This is a genomic window from Microcoleus sp. K5-D4, from assembly GCF_036704575.1.
Classification (GTDB): domain Bacteria; phylum Cyanobacteriota; class Cyanobacteriia; order Cyanobacteriales; family Microcoleaceae; genus Microcoleus.
Map to the genome: position 1 here is coordinate 1 of NZ_JAUBSD010000064.1, position 20649 is coordinate 20649.

Below are 20649 nucleotides of genomic sequence, written 5' to 3' on the forward strand. Positions count from 1 at the left end.
AGCACCAGCACCAGCACCGGAACCAGCACCAGCACCAGCACCGGAACCAGCACCAGCACCAGCACCGGAACCAGCACAAACATTAACGCCGACGCCAGCGCAGGTCTCAAATTTGCCACCAGCACCAACAATTACTCAAAATCCAGCGCAGGTCTCAAATTTGCCACCAGCACCAACAATTACTCAAAATCCAGCGCCAGTCCCAAATTTGCCACCAGCACCAACAATTACTCAAAATCCAGCGCCAGTCCCAAATTTGCCACCAGCACCAACAATTACTCAAAATCCAGCGCCAGTCCCAAATTTGCCACCAGCACCAACAATTACTCAAAATCCAGCGCCAGTCCCAAATTTGCCACCAGCACCAACAATTACTCAAAATCCAGCGCCAGTCCCAAATTTGCCACCAGCACCAACAATTACTCAAAATCCAGCGCCGGTCTCAAATTTGCCACCAGCACCAACAATTACTCAAAATCCAGCGCCAGTCCCAAATTTGCCACCAGCACCGACCATTACTCAAAACCCAGCGCCAGTCTCAAATTTGCCACCAGCACCGACCATTACTCAAAATCCAGTGGTTGCGCCTGCTGCTGCGCCCATAAATCTCGCACCGATACCGAGACCGGAGATCGCAGCCAACCAGCCACCCAGCACAAATCGTTTATTTTCTCGCAGCTTGCAAGAGCAAAACCAGATATCTAATTCCTTGCAACAGCGCATTTCACCTCCCGCGTCTGCGAATCTTGACGCTTCCAATTTGCCAACTAACGTCGATGCCGTTATTTTTCCCGTGGAGGAGAGATTTACCAGGGAGTTTGCCGATTACCTAAATTTGCCATCAACAAATGCGATCGCCACCCTAGAAGATGCCCAAAATACCCTTCGCAGTGTCCAACAAGCCACAGGCATCAAACCAGCTCTCATTTATATCAGCTTTGTACCCAGGGGTTCTACAGTCGATCGGCCCTACAGCAGTTCGTCCATCTTGCGTGTAGAACAGCAAATTCAAGCCTCTGACGAACTGGAAATGATGGTGATTACCCCGGAAGGTGTGCCCGTTCGCCAGCGCATCCCTGGAACCTCTCGCGCCCAGGTAATGGAAGCTGTTCGGAAATTTCGCGATGAACTGACTAATCCGGTAAAGCGCAACACTAAAAGTTATTTGCCCTTGGCTCAGCAACTCTACCAGTGGATGGTAGCGCCGCTCGAAGCAGAACTGCAAGCCAAAGGCATTGAGAATTTATCTTTTATCTCAGATATAGGGTTGCGATCGATACCTATGGGCGCCCTGCACGACGGCAAAGGCTTTCTGGTAGAGCGTTACAGTCTTGGAGCGATGCCGAGTCTGAGTTTGACAGATACCAGCGCGGCCAATTTCAAAAATACCCAAGTTCTGGCAATGGGGGCGTCGCAATTTCCAGAGATGAGTCCTTTGCCTGCGGTCGAAATAGAAGTATCGACAATCACGCCGCAGCAGTGGCCGGGTAAGTCTTTCTTGAATGAAGCTTTCACCCTGGCCAATTTGAAATCGCAGCGCCAGCAGCAGCCTTTTGGGATGATTCACTTGGCTACTCACGCGGAATTTCGATCGGGAGACCCTAGCCAATCCTTTATTCAGTTGTGGGATACTAAATTGCGTTTGGATCAGTTACGACAAATGGGATGGCACAGCCCGCAAGTTGAAATGTTAGTTTTGAGTGCTTGCAGGACTGCTGTGGGCGATCGAGAAGCCGAGTTGGGCTTTGGCGGGTTAGCCGTGCAAGCCGGGGTTAAATCGGCTATGGCGACTCTCTGGTATGTCAGCGACGAGGGCAGTTTGGGATTGATGTCGGAGTTTTACGCGCAGTTAAAAACTGCTCCGATTAAAGCAGAAGCACTGCGGCAAGCGCAATTAGCGATGTTGCGCCAAGAGGTGCGAATTGAAGGGGGGATGCTGCACACTTCTGGTGGCAATCTGCAGCTACCTCCGGAATTGGCAAACGTGGGGAGTCAGAATTTCTCTCATCCTTATTATTGGTCTGCTTTTAGAATGATTGGCAATCCTTGGTAACTCGATCGCCCGCCCGCATCTCAACAACCGCCAATCACTCATAATTGCCACAAAAATTCAAAATCCCAAACCCAAAACTGCCCAACCCCAGTACGATCGATCTAGTTAGCAAAAATAAGTAAAAACACTACCGGAGTAATTTTTATGGATCTGGTCGTACTCCAGAACTGGCTGGACAACATCTCCTTTGCCATTTTGTTCTCAACAATGCTCATTTACTGGGTTGGCGCAGCATTCCCCGGCATTCCCTACCTGTCAGCGCTAGGAACCGCAGGAATGGCCGTCGCCAACCTATCCATCGCCGCTTTACTCGGTTCTCGATGGATAGAAGCCGGCTACTTCCCCTTAAGCAACCTCTACGAATCCCTATTTTTCCTAGTTTGGGGAATCACCGCCATCCACCTAGTCGCGGAAAAAATGAGTCGTTCCCGCTTAGTAGGAGTAGCCACATCCCCCGTAGCAATGGCAATATCCGCCTTTGCAGCCCTGACTCTGCCCGCCACCATGCAATCTGCAGAGCCCCTAGTACCCGCCCTCAAATCCAACTGGCTGATGATGCACGTTAGCGTCATGATGCTCAGTTACTCAACTTTAATGGTAGGAGCGCTACTGGCGATCGCCTTTTTAATCGTCACCCGCGGCCAAAAAATCGAACTCACCGGTAGTTCCTTCGGCACCAACAGCAATCGCAACAGCAACTACCGCCTCCAACGCCCTCAAAACCCCGAACCTCAAAATGCAGAAACCAGCGCCGACAGCGCATTAGCTTTCAGCGAACCCTCTTTCAACTCCAACAATAACGGTTTGGGAACCACCGCAGTGCTCGAATTAGCCACCGTTCAAACCGCATCAACCTCCCCAACTCAAACCGCAGAACTTCTCTCGCCCCAGCGATTGAATCTAGCAGAAACTCTTGATAACATTAGCTATCGAATCATCGGTTTAGGATTCCCCTTACTGACAGTTGGCATTATTGCCGGTGCGGTTTGGGCTAACGAAGCTTGGGGATCTTACTGGAGTTGGGACCCGAAAGAAACTTGGGCGCTAATTACTTGGTTGGTATTTGCTGCCTACCTGCACGCCCGCATTACTCGTGGCTGGCAGGGAAGACGCCCAGCAATTTTAGCAGCCACAGGTTTTGTGGTAGTTTGGATTTGCTATCTAGGCGTTAATCTGTTAGGCAAAGGTTTACATTCCTACGGTTGGTTTTTCTAATTCCTGATCCACCAATGGGCCAAAGAAGAACAGGATAAGTCAAAAAATCGGGATTAATATCATCTCCGGTTGTAGGGTGGGCAATTCCCACCTTACTCAACCAGCGAGATTCTAATAATTAACTCCCTCTTCCTTCTTCCCTTTTTTTTACCCGCTCAGCTTCGCCGAAGACCTTTCTTTCTTCCTTCTTATAGCTTCGGTCTTCCTCACATCCGTTACATCCGTTACATCCGTTACAAAATCCGTTGCCGAACTTCCTTCATTAAAATAAGGACAATTAATATGGACGAATCGCCAATATTTCCCCAAGAAGACGATGTTGTGTCTGCCCCTACCAGCGCTTTGATGTATCAATGTACATTCAAAGTCAGCGAATTTATGGCAATTATGCAGGCGAAATTGGTAGACGAAAAATTATTTTCAGACGGCCTGGATTGCGAGCTATTAAGTGCTGGCAAAGACTGGACAAAAGGAAAACTTAGAATGCGTCTGGAGTTCATTCCGCTCGAACCTGCAATCAAAGAACAAAAAGCCCTTCCTGCCGCTGCTGAAAGATCAGACACCGTGCAAAACTACGCCGTAGATAGCTCAAATCAAACCGATATAGATGAGCCATTAAATCAATGTGACTCAACAGAAATAAGTAATCATTTTCCTATTTCTAGGTATCCAGACCGCGACCCCCAAAGTATAGGAATGTGGAGCTAGGAAGGCAAAGACTGAGAGATTGGGAGAGGGGGATGCTTCCCCTTCTTTGCTCAAAATCCATCGGTTAAATTCCGTACACTGATCCTTGTCTAACTTCCTTATTTTTGCTTAATTAAAAACTGCTCTCATGGCTGAATCTTCCAATTGGACGCACCTGCACGCTCAAGTTCACAGGACGCTGCTGTACCGACAAATATTGCCATCAAATCAGCGCTTGCTAGTAGCAGTATCCGGCGGACAAGATTCTCTGTGTTTAATTAAATTACTGCTAGATTTGCAGCCAAAATGGGGGTGGGATCTAGCGATTGTTCACTGCGATCATCGTTGGCGTTCTGACTCGCAAGCCTCGGCCAATCATGTAGAACAATTAGCTAGAAACTGGGGAATATCCTATTATTTGGAAACAGCCTCGGACATCCCCAAAACAGAAGCAGCCGCCAGAAAGTGGCGATATCAAGCTTTAACCGAAATTGCGATCGCCCACAACTACCCCTACATTGTTACAGGCCACACAGCCAGCGATCGCGCCGAAACACTTCTCTACAACCTGATTCGCGGCAGTGGCGCCGACGGACTTTCTGCCCTCACCTGGACACGGCCCCTGCTCGATTTTCGATTGCCGATTTTAGATTTTGGATTAAGGGATGCCGGCGAAAATCCCAACTCCCAAATATCTGCCGATTTTAGATTGGAAAATCAGGATGAAAATTCCGAATCGAAAATCCAAAATCTAAAATCTAAAATCTATTTAGTTCGTCCATTGCTCGAAATAACTCGATCGCAAACAGGTCAATTTTGTCAAGAGCAAAAACTACCAATTTGGGAAGATTCCACAAATCAAGACTTGCAATATAGTCGCAACCGCATTCGATCAGAATTATTGCCTTATTTGGAAACTCATTTCAACCCAAAAGCCCAACAAGCGCTAGCTCAAACAGCCGAACTCCTCCGCGCCGACGTAGAATATCTCGAACTTGCAGCCAGCGACTTGCTACAGCGAGCAATGTCTCCAATTTCAGACACCCCGCAGGTGAATTTTCAACTTCCCGTCAAGATAAATCGCCCGGTTTTGCGGGAAGCACCCCTGGCCTTGCAGCGACGGGCAATGCGACAACTACTGCAACAAATATTGCCCTCGGCGCCCAGTTTTGAAAGCGTAGAAAAACTAACCAGCTTAATCGTAGCGCCCAACCGATCGCAAACCGATCCATTTCCTGGAGGAGCGATCGGTCGAGTCGAACACCCTTCGATAATTTTAGATATTAAATTTTAAGCTGTTATCAAACCCGAAAGGACTTGCCGCAACTCGGAAACTACCCGATCTTGCTCGTCTCCCGTCTCCTGCACGCGATCAAGTTCCCCCGCCACCGCTTCCAGCTTTTGGCGTAGCGCATTCAAATTGTCCTGCACCGGCTGCAACATTTCTTGATAAACATTCAGCCTGCCCCAGAGTTGCGCCACTGCACCTTTCTGGTTGAACAAATTCTGCTCTAACTGCTTGAGTTCGTAGCGTTTCGCCTCACTTTCCCCATTTTGGCGGTTGACATTTGCCTCAATTTGGGATATGCCTTCCCGCACCTGCTGAATTTCGTTTTCCAATCTTTGCAATTCTTGGCTTTGCTGCTGGCGCTGAGTATTGAGCTGTGCGACAATCGGTCCCAAATCAATATCTCCTCGCTCTTGTTTTGGAGCATTAGCAGTACCCAGCCGCCGCCACAGCACCGCCTGATGCTGCTTTAAAACATCTTCCCGTTCCTGCAACCGGAGGCGCTGTCCCACCAGAGTTTCGTTTAACATCTGATAACTTTCGAGTTCATCTGCCATTTCATTTTCCAAAGCCATGCGATCGTACTCGCTAGCAGCTTGAATTTTCCCTTGCAGTTCCTCGATTGTCTCCCGCTGCAGAGTCAACTCTTCCTCTTGATCGTTAACAAACCGGAACACCTTTTCCAAATCCTGTTGCAGGTGTTGCACCAGCCCCTGTAACTCATCAACAGGCATCTTCTCCAAAGCTGACACATCTACTTTCTGCTCCGTACCTGCAGCACCCGAAGCAGATGCGAGCCTGGAAACTTGCTGGTAAAGCTCCTCAACAGCCCGCACCTGCAAAGACACGGACTGAGCCTGGTCCTGCTTAGCGCTGAGGGTACTTTGCTGCCCTTTAAGCTCCGCCCGAGCCCCGGCCAAAGCATCTTGAGATTGGTACCACTCTTGCCAGCGGTTTTGGAGGCTCTGATTTTGTTGATCGACCTCTTCTTGTTGCTGTTGAGCTATGCTTTGTTTTTGCTCCAACTGCTGCCAGTGCTGATCCAGAATTGCCTGTTGGGCGCCCACGGCACTAAAAGACTGATTGAGTTGTTCCCGCACCCCTTGGGCAGAAGCAATTGCCCCTCCCAGCTTCTGCATCAACTCCTGAATCCTCTGGGTCTGCTGCTCATCAACTACTGCCCCCTGCGGAACCTCAGACTGCTGCTGGGCCACCCGTTGCTGCTCGCCCCGCAACTGTTCCCAAGCCGTCTCAATTTCCACACGACTGCGATCGACTTCTTCTCGCAGTCGGTTAGCTTCATCTCGAGTATTTTCAATTTCTGAGCGCTGAGCCTCCAGTCGCTCCAACTCCTCTTCCATTTGAGCCAACTGCTCTTCGCGGGCTTGCATTTCCATTTCCCGGCGATTGAGTTCCTGACTCGAAAACGTCAGAGAAGCCTTCCACTGTTCAATTTCCTCTTCCTTATCCTTAAACTTATCCTGCAATCGCGAGAAATTTTGCAGAATGCTCACCAACTGGCGGGCCGCCTCCTGAATCCGCTGCACTTGCTTGCTAGCGCTCAACTCAACCAGCACCAGCGTGCCGTCGTTAAACTTATTAGCTTCCTCAACTGGGATCGCGTCATCGCCTGGTACGGCGCTCCAGTTATGTTCGCCTCGCTGACAAGCTAGCAGTTTCAGCTCAGCCTTACCGCCACCGAGACCAAAGCCGCTTCTCTGTTTTTGTACTTCCGCTAGATACAGCACACTAATAGTCCTCTGCTTCGTAAAACCTATCCCAACTTACTTTAAGTTACTTAAAGGCCTAAAAGATAAGTGGTGTTTACTTCCTACGCTGTTGGGTAGACGGCTAATTCCAACATAAGTAGGCTATCCCCCTTAAGCCAAAGGTTCTTGACTAAAGATAACACTGCGTGTGATTTTTAGTCAACTTACCTAAAGTAAACAAGTATAGGCAAGTAAGGATAACTTTTTGCCACTTAAGTCTTACTTTTTGGTATCGTTTGCCCAATCGGGGGATAGCATTTTTTTCTAACTTTAGCAGCACTCACGCATAGCACGTTCTCACGGGAGAATTTCCATAAAGTACGGCCGCCGCCAGTTGTCTGGAGGAATGAGACAGCAGTACCCATGCCGCTTGATTAAAGACTAGCTCTCACTGCGGAGACTGCCATAGGCCAAACCTGAAAAAGGTCAGTCCTTGAACCTCCCCACATCTAAAGCCGGGGATTCTTGCCCACCTTTAAGACGACAACGGGACATTCAAATATCCCTCTACTGACTCAAAGAACTTTACTTATCCCGGAGCGCATACTTGCTGAGTCCTTCATATTTTTAAGGTTGAACGTGACCTATGCTGCAATTATTTGCCCTTTAACTATTCCGAATTAATCGGATTAGTGCGTTACCGGGGTTGCTCGCCCTCTAGGATATTTCAATGGCTTGAAAATTATTCTTACTCTGGCGAATTGCTCTGTGCCGATTATACCACTCTGGTTTTAGCAACACAATCGTTTCACGAGACTTAAAAGTCCCTACCAACTAAGCCCCAGGCCTAAATCCCCATGTCCTTAGCCCTGGGCTGGCCTCTGGCGTTTCGATAAAAAACTTTCTATTGATTTCACAACTTAGTTAGGGGTCGATCGCCACAAAAGCCCTCGCTGCCCCCAAGCCGGCGCCCTCCTCCGGCGGACTAGGGATTTGAGCCGCGCTGCCTTAGAATAGGGTAATGACGCGAGCCTATGACGCTCGCTGCAGGCGAGCAAAAAGGTCGATCGGCACTGAGGGTTTTCCTGACAATTGCCAACAAAGGTTCATTTTGACTGCACCTGATTTTAGGGCTGTGGCAAACCCAAAAAAAACCTTGATCGCAACTCATCCAACCCAACAGACTAGCCTCAAGTTGCCATCGGGCCTCGCTCGGCACTTGCTGCTGGTAGCAGCGGTAAAACCAGAGAATCCTCGCTATTTTGAAGTTGACCTACGCCAAGATGTGTTGGATAAACTGACGGCATACTCAGCCAAAAACTTCAAAACTTTAGCCATCGAAGACTTGAACCAGTCGGGAATGCCAGCGTTGCACACTCGAAGAACCCGTGCAATCGTGCGGTGTGGATTCTACGAGTTTAGGCAACGCCGTGGGAATACAAGGTGAAACTCTACACTTAGAGAATGCCGCGAGTTTCGCGGTTTCAGCTTGTGGACTGGTAGCCCGGCCGAGGAGCGACAGCAAGTATCGCCCTTTCGTCAATTCCCAATTGTGAGATCGGCATCAGCGCGTAAATTATTGACGGAAACAAAAGTCAATCTTTTCGCCAGCACACAGTCTTTCCGAGCTCAGACGCCAACGGTTTTAAGGAGGATACTTTAGCTGCATGCAGGGAAATTTGAGTGAAATAGACATCCGCAGCATCCTGCAATTGATTGAGTTAGGTCAGCGAACCGGAGAACTGTTCGTAGAGGCCTACACCTCCACCGGCAGCAGCACGGGTACTCAACCTACCCTGCGCTCCCTTGCAGGACAATCCTGGTATGTCTTCTGCTTCAACGGTCAGATTATTTACGCTACCCAGAGTGCGGGCAGTTTGTTTCGCTTGCGCGACTACCTGCGCCGCTACAAAGCAGATACCGCCCTCGACAAAATCCAAGTTCCCTATATGGCATCTACCAATGCCCCAGAATACGGCTACCTATGGGCCCTGCTAGAAAACCACATTCTCACCCCAGCTCAAGGGCGCAACATCATCCAGAGCATGATCCACGAAACCCTATTTGACTTACTCAGTCTCCACCAGGGTTCCTTCACTTTTGAAATGGGCCCAGCTTTGGCTCCTCAATTGACCAGCTTAGAAATTAGCTCGCTACTGGCCAAGATTGTCAAACAGGTGCAGCAGTGGAAGCAGTTTCACCCTCACATTCAGTCGCCCAACCAATGCCCGGTGATTTCCGACCCCTCCGAGCTGCGAGTCGCGCTGCCTGTCAATACCTTTAATACTCTCAGACGCTGGGCCGACGGGCACACTTCGATCCGCCAAATGGCGCGCTACCTCAACCGAGACGTGCTCACTGTCGCTAAGGCGATTTACCCCTTTGTGCAGCAGGGATTGGTGCAAGTATTTTACGAACCCTCTGTTGCCCCTACCAACAACAAAAAAGAATGGTCGTCCCCAGAAACTAAGGTTCCTAGAGTTGTCTGTATTGACGACGACAATACTATTCGCAAAACAGTCGAGTCAATTTTAAATGAACACGGTTACGAAGCTACTACGATCGGCAATCCCCTCCAAGCCCTGAGTTTGGTGTTTCCACTCAAACCCGATTTAATTCTGTGTGACATCGCCATGCCGGAACTCGACGGCTACGAAATTTGCGCTATGCTGCGTAGTTCTAGCGCTTTCCGGCAGACGCCGATCGTGATGCTGACGGGCATCGACGGATTTATCGATCGCGTTAAAGCCCGCATGGCTGGAGCTACAGACTTTTACACGAAACCTTTTGGTGAAAGCGAGTTATTGATGCTGGTAGAAAAATATGTGGGCCCGGGCTACCCTCGGCTCAATCTCTCGGAAAGATTATTAGACCGCTCGCTAGAAGACCAATTAGAAGAAAAATAAATTTTGCACCCATGCCTTGATGGGAGCTTTTTTGTACCTGCGGTTAAATCAAATCTCGGCCGCCACAAAGAGAAAGCTGGGGGTACTATTGGCGATCGCACCATAAACTAGAATGTATGAATCCGCGCGCTGGCATAAGGGCGTCGGTAAAACTCTGTTCAATTTCTAGACCCAAGTGGGTCTAACACGCTCAAAGTGCAAATATAATATACTTGTTCTCCAGTTGCAGCCGCTCCGAAAAACTGATGCACAGAGCTACTTATTGCTAGGTATTTCTGTACAAAGTCAGAGAGTCCAATTCTGAGTCTTAAGTGACTCCGTTCATGATTGTCGCGACACCAGCCATGCCAACAACTCCTCGCTAATCCGAGTATCGGTTTAGCATTCATCGCATAAATTAACCAGAGTTTTACCAATTGAGACGGCGGTGGGAGTACAAATTGAAGGTTTAGGGGTTTCAAATTAATGTTCGTAGTCGATTTGAGCTACTTTGTCAGCAAAGGTCGCGCGAATTTATTGATGGCAGTCAATTATTGACGGAGCAAATTTATTGCCAAGCACCTCCGGCAGTCGCGCCATTCACCCCTTGGCTGTGTCAAGCTTGGCTGTGTCAAGTTTCGACCATCGAAGTTCGATCGGGTTCTGCTTGGCGGGAAACCTCAACAATTTGCTAGAAATGCAGGTGTCAGAATTATGATTAGCGGTAGCCCAGACTTTATATTACCAGGACTAGGCGTAGATCCGGCTCCGGAATTCCAAGAACTAGAAACTCCCGAAGGCGAGCTGCACCTGCGGTTCTACGTTCCTTCGGGGAACGAGTTCGCACTGCCGGCGACAGGGATTAGAGAGGTACTATCCCCTTCCCCAGACCGCATGACACCGATCCCCAACGTTTCCTCTTTGCTTTTAGGTACGCTAAATATGAGAGGACGAGTGATTTGGGTGGCAGACCTCGGTCAATTTCTGGGAGACCAAACACCTCTGAACACGGATAGACCCGAAATCCCGATCGTGGCTGTGGAAGACCAAGACACGATTTTGGGGCTGGCAGTCGATCGAATTGTGGGGATGGACTGGCTCGACGTAGAGCAACTGCACTCTCAGAACAATGCACCAGACGGCATGATTCCATTTCTGAGGGGAGAATGGATGTTAGGTGCACCAGCTCAGAAAGTGCTCCGACTGCTAGATCAAGTGAAAATTCTGCGCTCGGCGCGGTGGGCAGCGTGAAATCGATTTTAGATTTGCGATTTGCGATTTTCGATTGGGGTCTAACCATCAACAGTCACACGACTTGAGGCGCGCATCTAAACATTCAATTCAAGATAAAAATCAAAAATCTCAAATCTAAAATCTAAAATCCAAAGAGGGCGGCAAATGGCAACAAGTACCAACTTTCAGCAGGACTACCAACGGGCAGAAGCGGCCTACATGGATGGCAATTATTCAGAAGCCGCAGCCCTAGTTTATCAATTAGTAGAAGATTTTCCCGAAGACCCCAGCGCTCGCCTGCTGTGCGGACACATTTACTGCTACGGACTGCAACAGTATGAGGTGGCGCGGGAACAGTACACGGTTGTGCTAGGCCTGAGTGACGACCAGAGTTTGGTGGAACACGCTCACAGCGGAATTACCTACACAGACCAATTTTTATCTGGAGAACTACAAACGGAAAATTTCGAGGCTTTGTCTGCTGAAACTGAATTAGAATTCTATCCAGATTTATCTCTCGATGAAGGGTTAGAAGACCCGGATTTGGGACTTTTCCAAGGCAATTCCCCATCCCTTTCCTATAGAAGTCAATCCTCAGACGACCTGGAAAACGAGGACTTGGCAGACTTGGGCATGAGTGGCTTGGGGTGGGAAGCAGAAGACGACGATGGCGCCGGCTCAGTCCCAGATTTAGCCTCACATTCTAACCCGTTTGGTGGCGACAGCGGCGGAATGGCAGCTTATGCTGAGACCTCCGACTCGCTAGACGACATAGACGAGTTTGCCGACTCGGACTTTGGAGACCCTTTTGCCTTAGATGATGGAGGGTTTGATGCTGCTGACGTGTCTAGCAGCAAAGTGTCTGGGAAAAGCGCACCTTACTCAGGAGATTCGTTTTCAGAAGCTCCGACTCAGATGCTCAACGGTCAAAGTTTTGCCTCTTCAGAAACCGGGAATTCCTTCGACTCGAACCAACTAGACTCCCCCATCGGGCCCTCGGACAATTTTGGCGAACCTTTTGCTGGGCTCGATTTGCCAGACGAATTCGACGAGAACTCCGACTACGATTTCCAAGCCCCGCCCCAGAGCGGCCAAAATTACGGTAATAACGCACCTCTGGCCGAAGAGGAAGACCCGTTTGCCGAGGCGATGCCCTCGTCGGGTTTCGGGTCTTCTCGGCCTCAAAACAAGCAGCCGAATAACGGGTCGGACTACTCATCAAACTATTCGCTGGCGGAAGACGAAACGCTGTTGATGGGAGGTGCTGTCCCTAACTCTCAAAGTCAAAGGTCGAGCCGGGGACAATTTAATTCAGTTGATCGATCTTCCGCCAACAGCAACGGTTACAGCGACTCGGAACCCCCAGCATTTAGCTCTAGAGACAACTTCGAGTTAGATGCTTTTGAAGACGACGCTTTTAGCGATTCTTTCTCTTTCGACGAAAACGAACAAGCGACAGCTTTCGGGGCGTCCGACAAGAACGACAGCGCCTGGTCGTCAAAAACTGGGAACGCTCAAGAACACAGCGACTTTTTAGACGAATTTGACGAATTTGACGATTTGGGGAATTTGCCGGACTTTGATATCTCAGAAGATGCCACCAGTTCGATCTTGACTAGAGGTAACACCAATTTCGGCAACTCGACCAGCGGCATGATGGGAACGACCGGCAGCAGCCTGGACTTTGACAACAGCGATGGCTCAGCAATTCGGGATGACGAAATATTTAGCATAAGCGGCCCGGCTGATGCGTCTGTGTCGAATTTTTCTCCCACCGAAACAGAAGCGGTCGATACTTCGGTAACAGTAGAACAGGGGGGACTGGCTTTCTTGGAAAATGCCCCTTTGTTTACAAAACAGTTGTACACGGCTATCGGGGCGGGACTGGTTTCTCTGGTAGCTGTGGCTTTCGTCACCAACATTGCCTCCTATCAAGCTCTGCGGCAAGACAAACCCGAGGCGATCGTTTACCTGCGCCAAACAGGCTGGGTAATGACCGCAGCCGCAGGCTTTACCAGCTTTTTAACTTCTTGGGGCATCGGCCAGTTGATCGCCAAGCAGGTACGCAAGTCGTCGGACAATTTGCAAGCTCAGTTCGATGCGGTATCTCAAGGAACTTTGGACGCTCGCGCTACGGTTTACTCGGAAGATGAATTTGGCAAAATGGCTGCTAAATTCAACCACATGGCGAAGGTTATCCAAACCACGATTAGCGATACCAGGCGCAAGTCTGACGAGCAGGAACAGGCAAAAGAAGACTTGCAGCGCCAAGTGATTCGCTTGCTAGACGACGTGGAAGGAGCGGCCCGGGGTGACTTGACGGTGACTGCGGAAGTGACCGCAGACGTTTTGGGTGCTGTTGCTGACTCGTTTAACTTGACTATTCAAAATCTGCGCGAAATTGTCCATCAGGTGAAACAGGCGGCTCGGGAGGTCAGCAAAGGCGCTACGGATAGTGCTAAGTTTGCGGGCGATTTGTCTTCCGACGCGCTGCGGCAAGCCGAGGAACTGGCGGCAACGCTGAATTCGGTGCAAGTCCTCACCGATGCGATTCAGCGGGTCGCAGAGAGCGCTAGAGAGGCGGAAGAAGTGGCCCGGGGCGCGGCGGCAACGGCTCTGAAAGGAGGCGAGGCTGTGGAGCGGACGGTGGCCGGGATTTTGGAAATTCGAGAAACGGTAGCAGAAACCACGAGAAAAGTCAAGAGGTTGGCGGAAGCTTCTCAAGAAATTTCTAAGATTGTGGCTTTAATTGCGACGATCGCCTCCCGGACGAATTTGTTGGCCCTCAACGCCAGTATTGAGGCGGCGAGAGCTGGAGAAGCGGGCAGGGGTTTCGCGATCGTGGCAGACGAGGTGCGACAATTGGCAGACCGATCGGCTAAGTCTTTGAAAGAAATCGAACAGATCGTGATGCAAATTCAAAGCGAAACCGGCGCGGTAATGACGGCCATGGAAGAAGGGACGCAGCAGGTTATTGAGGGGACAAGATTGGCAGAACAGGCGAAGCGATCGCTTGAAGATATCATTCAAGTAACTAACCGAATTGACGTGTTAGTGCGATCGATTACTGCCGACACTGTAGAGCAAAACGAAACAGCTCGCGCGGTAGCTTCTGTTATGCAAGCAGTAGAGCTAACTGCTCAGGAAACCTCCCAAGAAGCGCAGCGAGTTTCGGGTGCTTTGCAAAACTTGGTGGGCGTTGCTCGCGACCTTTTGACATCGGTGGAAAGATTCCGAGTAGAAACAGCAGAAAGACAATAATTAAGTGTCTAATGCTTGTTTTGCTGGCTGATTTACAAGCAAGTTGGTCGGGCAAGGATGGCAGACAAAAAGCAACCTCGCAGTCTTGAAACCGCTGCGGGGATGCTAATTCAACACCTAAACAAAGTAGGAGTTGCACAGATGGAGGATAACATAGTAGAGGTAATTTACGGCATATTTGGCGAGATTCAGCCGATGAGCTGTATTATCTCTAGTCTAGCAAAAAATAGCTGGGGCTATGCCAATAAAAGGCTTCGCATTAACGGTGGATGGAAAACGTTTACTGTCCATCGTTTAGTATTAGAACATTCATTAGATCTGCAAATCAGACCCGAAGACTTTGCTTGCCATACTTGCGATATCCGCACCTGCATTAATCCTAACCATTTGTGGGAAGTTTATCGGCGGGAAAATTCTCAATATCGGTTTAAAAAAGAACATATTAAAGATGTCCGAAGTACATCTGCGCCGAAACATCAAAAACAACTGCCAGACCAAGAAATAATTCCCGGTACTCGAACCCAAATACAGCCGAACCGCAGCATGATTTGTACCTTGGCTAAAAGAAGTGATGGTGACGCCATTAAAGGTACTAAAATTAATGGCAAAACAAAAAGTTTCTACGGTCACAGACTTGTACGGGAACACAAACTGGGAAGGCCTGTCAAACCAGGTTATTTTGCGGGTCATAGTTGCTACGATCGCGGTTGTGTCAATCCCGACCATTTGTGGGAAGGAACCCCCGCCGATAACTCCCGCGATGCTATAGAAAAAAACCGCTTTCCTTTCCTTCCACCTGTCAAGCGCAAACTTAAACCCGAACAAGTGCGGGAGATTCGCTATCTTTTAAGTGAGGGCATATCGAAAACAAAAATAGCCAGGACATTTGCGATATCTCGCAGTCAGATTATTCTCTTGGCAAGGGGCGAGATCTACAAAGAGCTTCTCTAGAACTACTAACATAGACCCAATACAATAACGCTTAAAATCAGGAATAAAACTATGCTGCCGGAGCAACAACAGAGGATAATGGGCTACTTTATTGAGGAGGCAAAAGACCACCTCAATACGATCGAACAAGGCTTGCTGAATCTGCAAACCACGATCGAAGACCCAGAACTGGTCAACGAAGTATTTAGGGCCGCTCACTCTGTCAAAGGAGGAGCAGCAATGCTGGGGCTGACGAGCATTCAGCAAACAGCTCACCGACTAGAAGATAGTTTTAAAGTTTTAAAAGAGTGCAGCGTTAAAGTAGACCAACAGCTAGAGTCCCTTTTTCTGCGAATTTTTGACACATTGCAAGGGCTGTTAGAGCAACTGTCGGGGCCTTTTGGACTGACAGAAGAATTGGGAGAACAGATGGTTCGAGAATTAGAACCAGTATTTGAAGAGCTCAACGGGCACTTGGGGGGACTCGTCGGACACGGAGAATACCATGCAGACGATAGCTACGCGATGCCAGTACCCGAACAAGTTATGGCGGGGGTGGGAGTCGGGGCGTTTGCCTCATCAAGGAGTATTCCGGATTCGCGGTCAGTTTACGTACCTGATGCCAGAGCAACAGAAGACAGCGCGCTGCAGCTAGTATTTGACTCGGACGTGCCGGCGAGGATGCGGGAACTCCTGCAAGAGTTCAAACAACCCGAGGGGCCAGAAAGCAGGCGGCAACTCAAGAACATTTGTCGGAACTTGCTCAGGGCAGGGGAAGAATTTGAACTGCCCTGCTGGATAGAATTGATCCAAGCTGTATCCAAGGCGATCGCCAATCCAGAAAATAGCTACCGCACCTTAGCGCCAACGGTGATCAAAGACATCAAACAAGCGCAAGAACTGGTAATTTCTGGTCTAGAATCGTCGATCGCACCAAGCGCAAAACTTCTGTCGCTGCAGCCGACTGTTCAGGTTCCAGAAACGGATTTTGAAGATTTGCTGGCCTTCGCTCAACCGAGTAAATCCGGGACAAATGTGGTTTCTGTTGAGGATGAGGCCTGGGATCTGGTGGGATCGGGCGATGCCACGGATGGATTGAACAAGTTGCTGCCGACTATTTCTGGGCTGAGTATAGACGAGCTGTTCGACCAACTCGACAGCGGCGACAGCAACGATGACAGTGGTATTCGATCGTCCCAGTTCGACGAGGATTCCGCCTTCGCAGAATCGGATATGGAGACGGGTGCTTTTAGAGGCTCGACCCGCACCGGCCCGGAAGTGGGCGCGGCAGAACTCAACACTTTAGCTGACTTGTTTGACGGCGAGTCCCCGGAGCTCGACGGCGCTTGGGAAGAAGAAGAAGACCTCGACTATGCACAGTCTTCTGGGATATCGGCGGCGGGAATGCTGGGGTCAGACGATGACAATTCCGGCGATTTTACTGATTTGTTGTTTGACGAATACGATGCCGAAAGTTCCGAAACGAACACGAAGCCTCCGATTGATGACCTGACGAGTTTGTTTGGGGAGGATTTGCTGTTTGGAGAAGAGGCAGAGGGATCGGCATTAGCTGCCGGTCAGAAAAATGGGGGTTCGAGCCAGCGGTTAACTCGCAAACAGGTTAAAACGGGTAACGGTAGGGGCGGTTTGGAGCGGCGAGAGGACACGGTGGCCCCAGCCAGGGGACAAGGGGACGAAGATGCTCTCGGTACGCTTTTGGACGAAGTGGCTGCCCAAACTTCTGCTGGTAGTACGGACAATGCTGATTTCGAGAACTTGTTCGGTGATTTAGGCTTATCTGAGGCAACAGGTGGGCCGGCAGTCTCTTCGGAGTATTCCCTGAAGTCTGAGGCTTTAGACGGAGAATCGAAGGAGCCTGCAGCAGGGGGGGGCAATAATGATTCAGCGGATGCCGAAGCGCTTGCTCTGCCTGAAATGGATGATTTTGATTTGTTCTCTGAGCTTGGCGAGGATTCGGATTTGAGCGAGCTGATGGGGATTACTTCTAATTTCCTTTCTTCAGAAGACGAAGGTGGGGAGAACGGGGGCGATCGAGATCAAGCTGCAGGCACCGCACAAAATGAGGAAATGGGCAACGTTCTTAACATGACATCAAATTCTGATTTAGATATCTCTGCAGATGAAAACTGGCTAGAAGATGCTTTCGGCATGGAAGACGAGTCTGTGCAATCGCTCAACTTGGAGCTGGACGATACGGATTTAGATGCGCTGTTTGGGGATATGACCTCAGACGCGATTTCTGAGGATGAACAGACTGTGCGGGATCGGCAAGGAGTGGCTACCTCCCGAGAAGCTGCCGATTTGGCTGAGCTTTTCGGTTCTGTACCTACGGGTACTGAGTATGACGGAGAAGCTTCGGGGCAAGCCCGTGGGGCTTGGCTGAAGGATGGGGATTCAGAATTGCTGAGTGCGGATGTGGGAGTTGAGGAGGGCGATTTGGGGAGTTTGTTCGAGAACAATGGTGCCGCTGTTTCCGACCAAGACTTGACAAATTCGGCAGAGGTTGAACTTGGGGCTTTGTCCGACGATCGTCCTGAGTCGGAAATTTCCAATGTCGAATCTGATGAGGGCGCAGCTTTCGATTTCTTGGAGGATATGTTTGGGGAAGGCATGGTGCACCCAGGCGATGCTGGATCGGCGCCAGATGACGGCGCTGCGGATGTGAAGGAGTTGTCTGCCCAACCTGCCGATGGTTTGTTCGACGAGGCGAGTGCGGATTTGTTTGATCGAGCCGCAACAGATGCCGCCGGGGAGTCTGAGGGCGAAGATGATTTGTTTAATGCCCTGGAAACGGATTTTTTAAGTGCGGATTTAGAGCCACTGCCAGCAGAATCTCTCGATGGTATGTTTGAGGGCGATGCTGACTTGCTCTCGGCGATGGAAACCGGGGCTACTCTCAACAACGAAGAGTTGGAGGGTTTTGATGATTTGTTGGATTCGATCGATGCTGAGGTTCTGGTGACTTCGGAACTGACGACGGGCTTTTGGGACGCTGAGGACGAGTCGGGCGAGGCCGATTCCTCGGAGTTGGAAGAGGGGTCGCTGGCAGACTTTTTTGCCGAGGGCGAATCAGGCGATGAGGATGCCGAAGGCAATTTTGACGATTTAGAAGCACTGTTAATTGCAGGGGGTGCTGGAGCTGTCATAGCAGCTTCTGGAAGCACAAATCAGAGTCCGGTAAATACAGAAGTTTTCTCGGATCTCGAAGAACTCCTTAGCGAGAGCGCAACTATGCCGGAAATTCACGGGCTACCGGCGACAACTGCTAGTAAAGCTCCGCGCACTGCTGCCGATGAGAGCGACGACGAATTTGGCGATTTAGAAAAACTGCTGGAAGATCCAAAGGACAGCGGCCGCCAAGGAGAAGGCAATATGGGGCAGTCGGCGCTCAACAGACCCAGGCGGAATGCCCGCGCGGGCGGGTTCGGCGACCAGACGATGCGGGTGCCGGTCAAGCAACTGGACAACCTCAGCAATTTGATGGGCGAACTGGTGGTAAACCGCAACAGTTTGGAGCAAGACCAAGAACGGATGCGGCAGTTTTTGGACAATTTGCTGCACCAGGTTGCGCTGCTGAGCGATGTGAGCCAGCGGACTCAGGATTTCTACGAGCGGAGTCTTTTGGAGATTGCTTTGCTGGCAAACCGGCAGGGACACCGATCGGCCTGGCGCTCTGAGGATTCGGCCCACACCCGGGAAAGTGCCTGGAGACCGGAGGAAATGGACAGGTTTACTCCTTTCCACAGTTTGGCTCAAGAGATTATTGAGCTGATCGTGCGGGTGCGGGAGTCTGCTGCGGACATTGAGTTTTTGGTGGATGAGGCGGATCAGGTGACTCGCCAACTGCGACAAGTCACTACTCAACTGCAAGAAGGTTTGACTCGCGCCCGGATGAAGCCGTTTGCGGAGACGACGGACAGGCTGTTCCGGGCAGTGCGGGAAATCGCGATTAAGTGCGGCAAGCAGGCTCAGTTGCAGGTTGAGGGTAAGGATATTTTGATCGACAAGATGATTGTGGATCAGCTATATGACCCGATGACTCATTTGGTGAACAATGCGATTACTCACGGGATCGAACCGCCGGAGGTGCGTCTGGCGGCTGGGAAGCCTGCTGTCGGCAGGATTACGATTCGCGCTTTCCACCAAGGGAACCAAACCGTGGTTTCGGTTTCTGATGACGGGGCGGGGATTGACCCGCAACGGGTGAAGGCGAAGGCGATTAAGCAGGGTATGCTGACGGCAGCTCAGGCTCAGAGGATGTCTCGCTCGGAAGTTTACGATTTGCTGTTTATGCCGGGTTTCAGCACTCAGGAACAGGCGACGGAGTACGCCGGCCGGGGGGTCGGTATGAATGTGGTGCAGACTTCGTTGCAGGAAATTCGGGGCACTGTGTCGATCGATTCAACCATCGGCAAGGGGACTGTGTTTACGATCCGTTTGCCTCTGGTGTTGAGCATTTCTAAGGCTCTGACTTGCATTAGTGATCGAGCTCGCATTGCTTTCCCGATGGATGGGGTCGAGGATATGATCGATGTGCCTCGCGATCAGGTGACGACGGGGGCGGATGGTTTGCCTTGCATTGAGTGGCGGGGTCAAAGCTTGCCGTTCCGGCCGCTGCGGGATCTGCTGGCTTACAGCCGCCATTTGGGTCGGGGCAGTGTTTACGGTTTTAATACTGACGATGACATGATTTCGGTGATCGTGCTGCGCTCTGCTGGCAATTTCTTGGCGGTGCAGGTGGATCAGGTTTCGACGGAACAGGAAATTGTGATCAAGCCGTTGGAAGGGCCGGTGCCGAAGCCGATCGGGATTGCTGGGGCCACCGTGCTCGGGGACGGTCGGATCGTGGCGATTGCGGACGTTCTGGAGCTGATCGATTTGGCTACGGGAAGGCTGCGGAAGGACACTGGCGGTACGCTTTGGGATGAGGGCGATCGGGCTGCTGCGGAGGCGGAAATCGAGAAGACTGAGCCGACTGTGCTGATTGTCGATGACTCGATTACCGTGCGATCGCTATTGTCGATTACTTTCGAGAAGTCTGGCTATCGTGTGGAAGAAGCTCGCGACGGTAAGGAAGCTTGGGAAAAGATGAAATCTGGTCTGCCTTGCGATATCGTTTTCTGCGATATTGAAATGCCGAGAATGGATGGTTTGGAACTACTTTCTCGGATGCAGAAAGATGCCGTTTTGTGTGAATTGCCGATCGCGATGCTAACTTCTCGCGGTGCTGACAGACACCGCCAAATGGCTTACAGTTTGGGCGCCAAAGGTTATTTCACTAAGCCTTATTTGGAGGAGCAATTGCTTGATGCTGCTTCTCGGATGTTGAAAGGTGAGGTTGTTGGTGCTCCGGTTGGTGTGTAATGT

Annotated in this window: 12 protein-coding genes; 11 read left to right on the forward strand and 1 reads right to left on the reverse strand. The window is 50.4% G+C overall.

Annotated features, from left to right (window positions below; all coding sequences use genetic code 11):
* The 4 genes from QUA77_RS19180 to tilS all read left to right on the forward strand — a co-directional run.
* Positions 1-2053: CHAT domain-containing protein (locus QUA77_RS19180; protein ID WP_333451850.1), on the forward strand; the 2053-nt coding region annotated here is incomplete at its 5' end.
* Positions 2054-2197: 144 nt separating this feature from the next.
* A complete protein-coding gene (gene ccsB, locus QUA77_RS19185) occupies positions 2198-3268 on the forward strand; it encodes a c-type cytochrome biogenesis protein CcsB (RefSeq protein ID WP_333451852.1) in 1071 nt (356 codons plus the stop codon).
* A gap of 282 nt (positions 3269-3550) precedes the next feature.
* Complete coding sequence (locus tag QUA77_RS19190; RefSeq protein WP_333451854.1) at positions 3551-3976, forward strand: KGK domain-containing protein; 426 nt, start codon at positions 3551-3553, stop codon at positions 3974-3976.
* Positions 3977-4103: 127 nt separating this feature from the next.
* Positions 4104-5249, forward strand: coding sequence for a tRNA lysidine(34) synthetase TilS (gene tilS / locus QUA77_RS19195; RefSeq protein WP_333451856.1), 1146 nt, complete (start codon positions 4104-4106; stop codon positions 5247-5249).
* Here the strand turns inward: tilS and hmpF are convergent.
* Complete coding sequence (gene hmpF / locus QUA77_RS19200; RefSeq protein ID WP_333451858.1) at positions 5246-6991, reverse strand: pilus motility taxis protein HmpF; 1746 nt, start codon at positions 6989-6991, stop codon at positions 5246-5248. The two genes, tilS and hmpF, sit on opposite strands and share 4 nt — an antisense overlap.
* Before the next feature lie 982 nt (positions 6992-7973).
* Between hmpF and QUA77_RS19205 the strand changes: the two genes are divergently transcribed.
* The 7 genes from QUA77_RS19205 to QUA77_RS19235 all read left to right on the forward strand — a co-directional run bounded on the left by QUA77_RS19205 (position 7974) and on the right by QUA77_RS19235 (position 20646).
* A complete protein-coding gene (locus QUA77_RS19205; RefSeq protein ID WP_333451860.1) occupies positions 7974-8399 on the forward strand; it encodes a hypothetical protein in 426 nt (141 codons plus the stop codon).
* A gap of 220 nt (positions 8400-8619) precedes the next feature.
* The gene (locus QUA77_RS19210) at positions 8620-9858 is read left to right on the forward strand and encodes a response regulator (RefSeq protein ID WP_333037496.1); all 1239 of its coding nucleotides are present in this window, start codon (positions 8620-8622) and stop codon (positions 9856-9858) included.
* A gap of 550 nt (positions 9859-10408) precedes the next feature.
* Positions 10409-10555 carry a hypothetical protein gene (locus QUA77_RS19215; RefSeq protein WP_333451862.1) on the forward strand — a complete coding sequence of 49 codons (147 nt, stop codon included), beginning with the start codon at positions 10409-10411 and terminating at the stop codon, positions 10553-10555.
* Entirely contained in the window at positions 10555-11088 is a 534-nt protein-coding gene (locus QUA77_RS19220) for a chemotaxis protein CheW (protein WP_039887356.1), read from the forward strand. Before QUA77_RS19215 ends, QUA77_RS19220 begins: the two co-directional genes overlap by 1 nt.
* 147 nt (positions 11089-11235) lie before the next feature.
* Positions 11236-14331: a methyl-accepting chemotaxis protein gene (locus QUA77_RS19225; protein WP_333451864.1), complete on the forward strand. Its 3096-nt coding sequence runs from the start codon at positions 11236-11238 to the stop codon at positions 14329-14331.
* Between the two features lie 57 nt (positions 14332-14388).
* Positions 14389-15282, forward strand: a complete 894-nt coding sequence (locus tag QUA77_RS19230; protein WP_333451865.1) for a helix-turn-helix domain-containing protein — start codon at positions 14389-14391, stop codon at positions 15280-15282.
* A gap of 51 nt (positions 15283-15333) precedes the next feature.
* A complete protein-coding gene (locus QUA77_RS19235) occupies positions 15334-20646 on the forward strand; it encodes a response regulator (RefSeq protein WP_333451867.1) in 5313 nt (1770 codons plus the stop codon).
* Positions 20647-20649 lie beyond the last annotated feature (3 nt).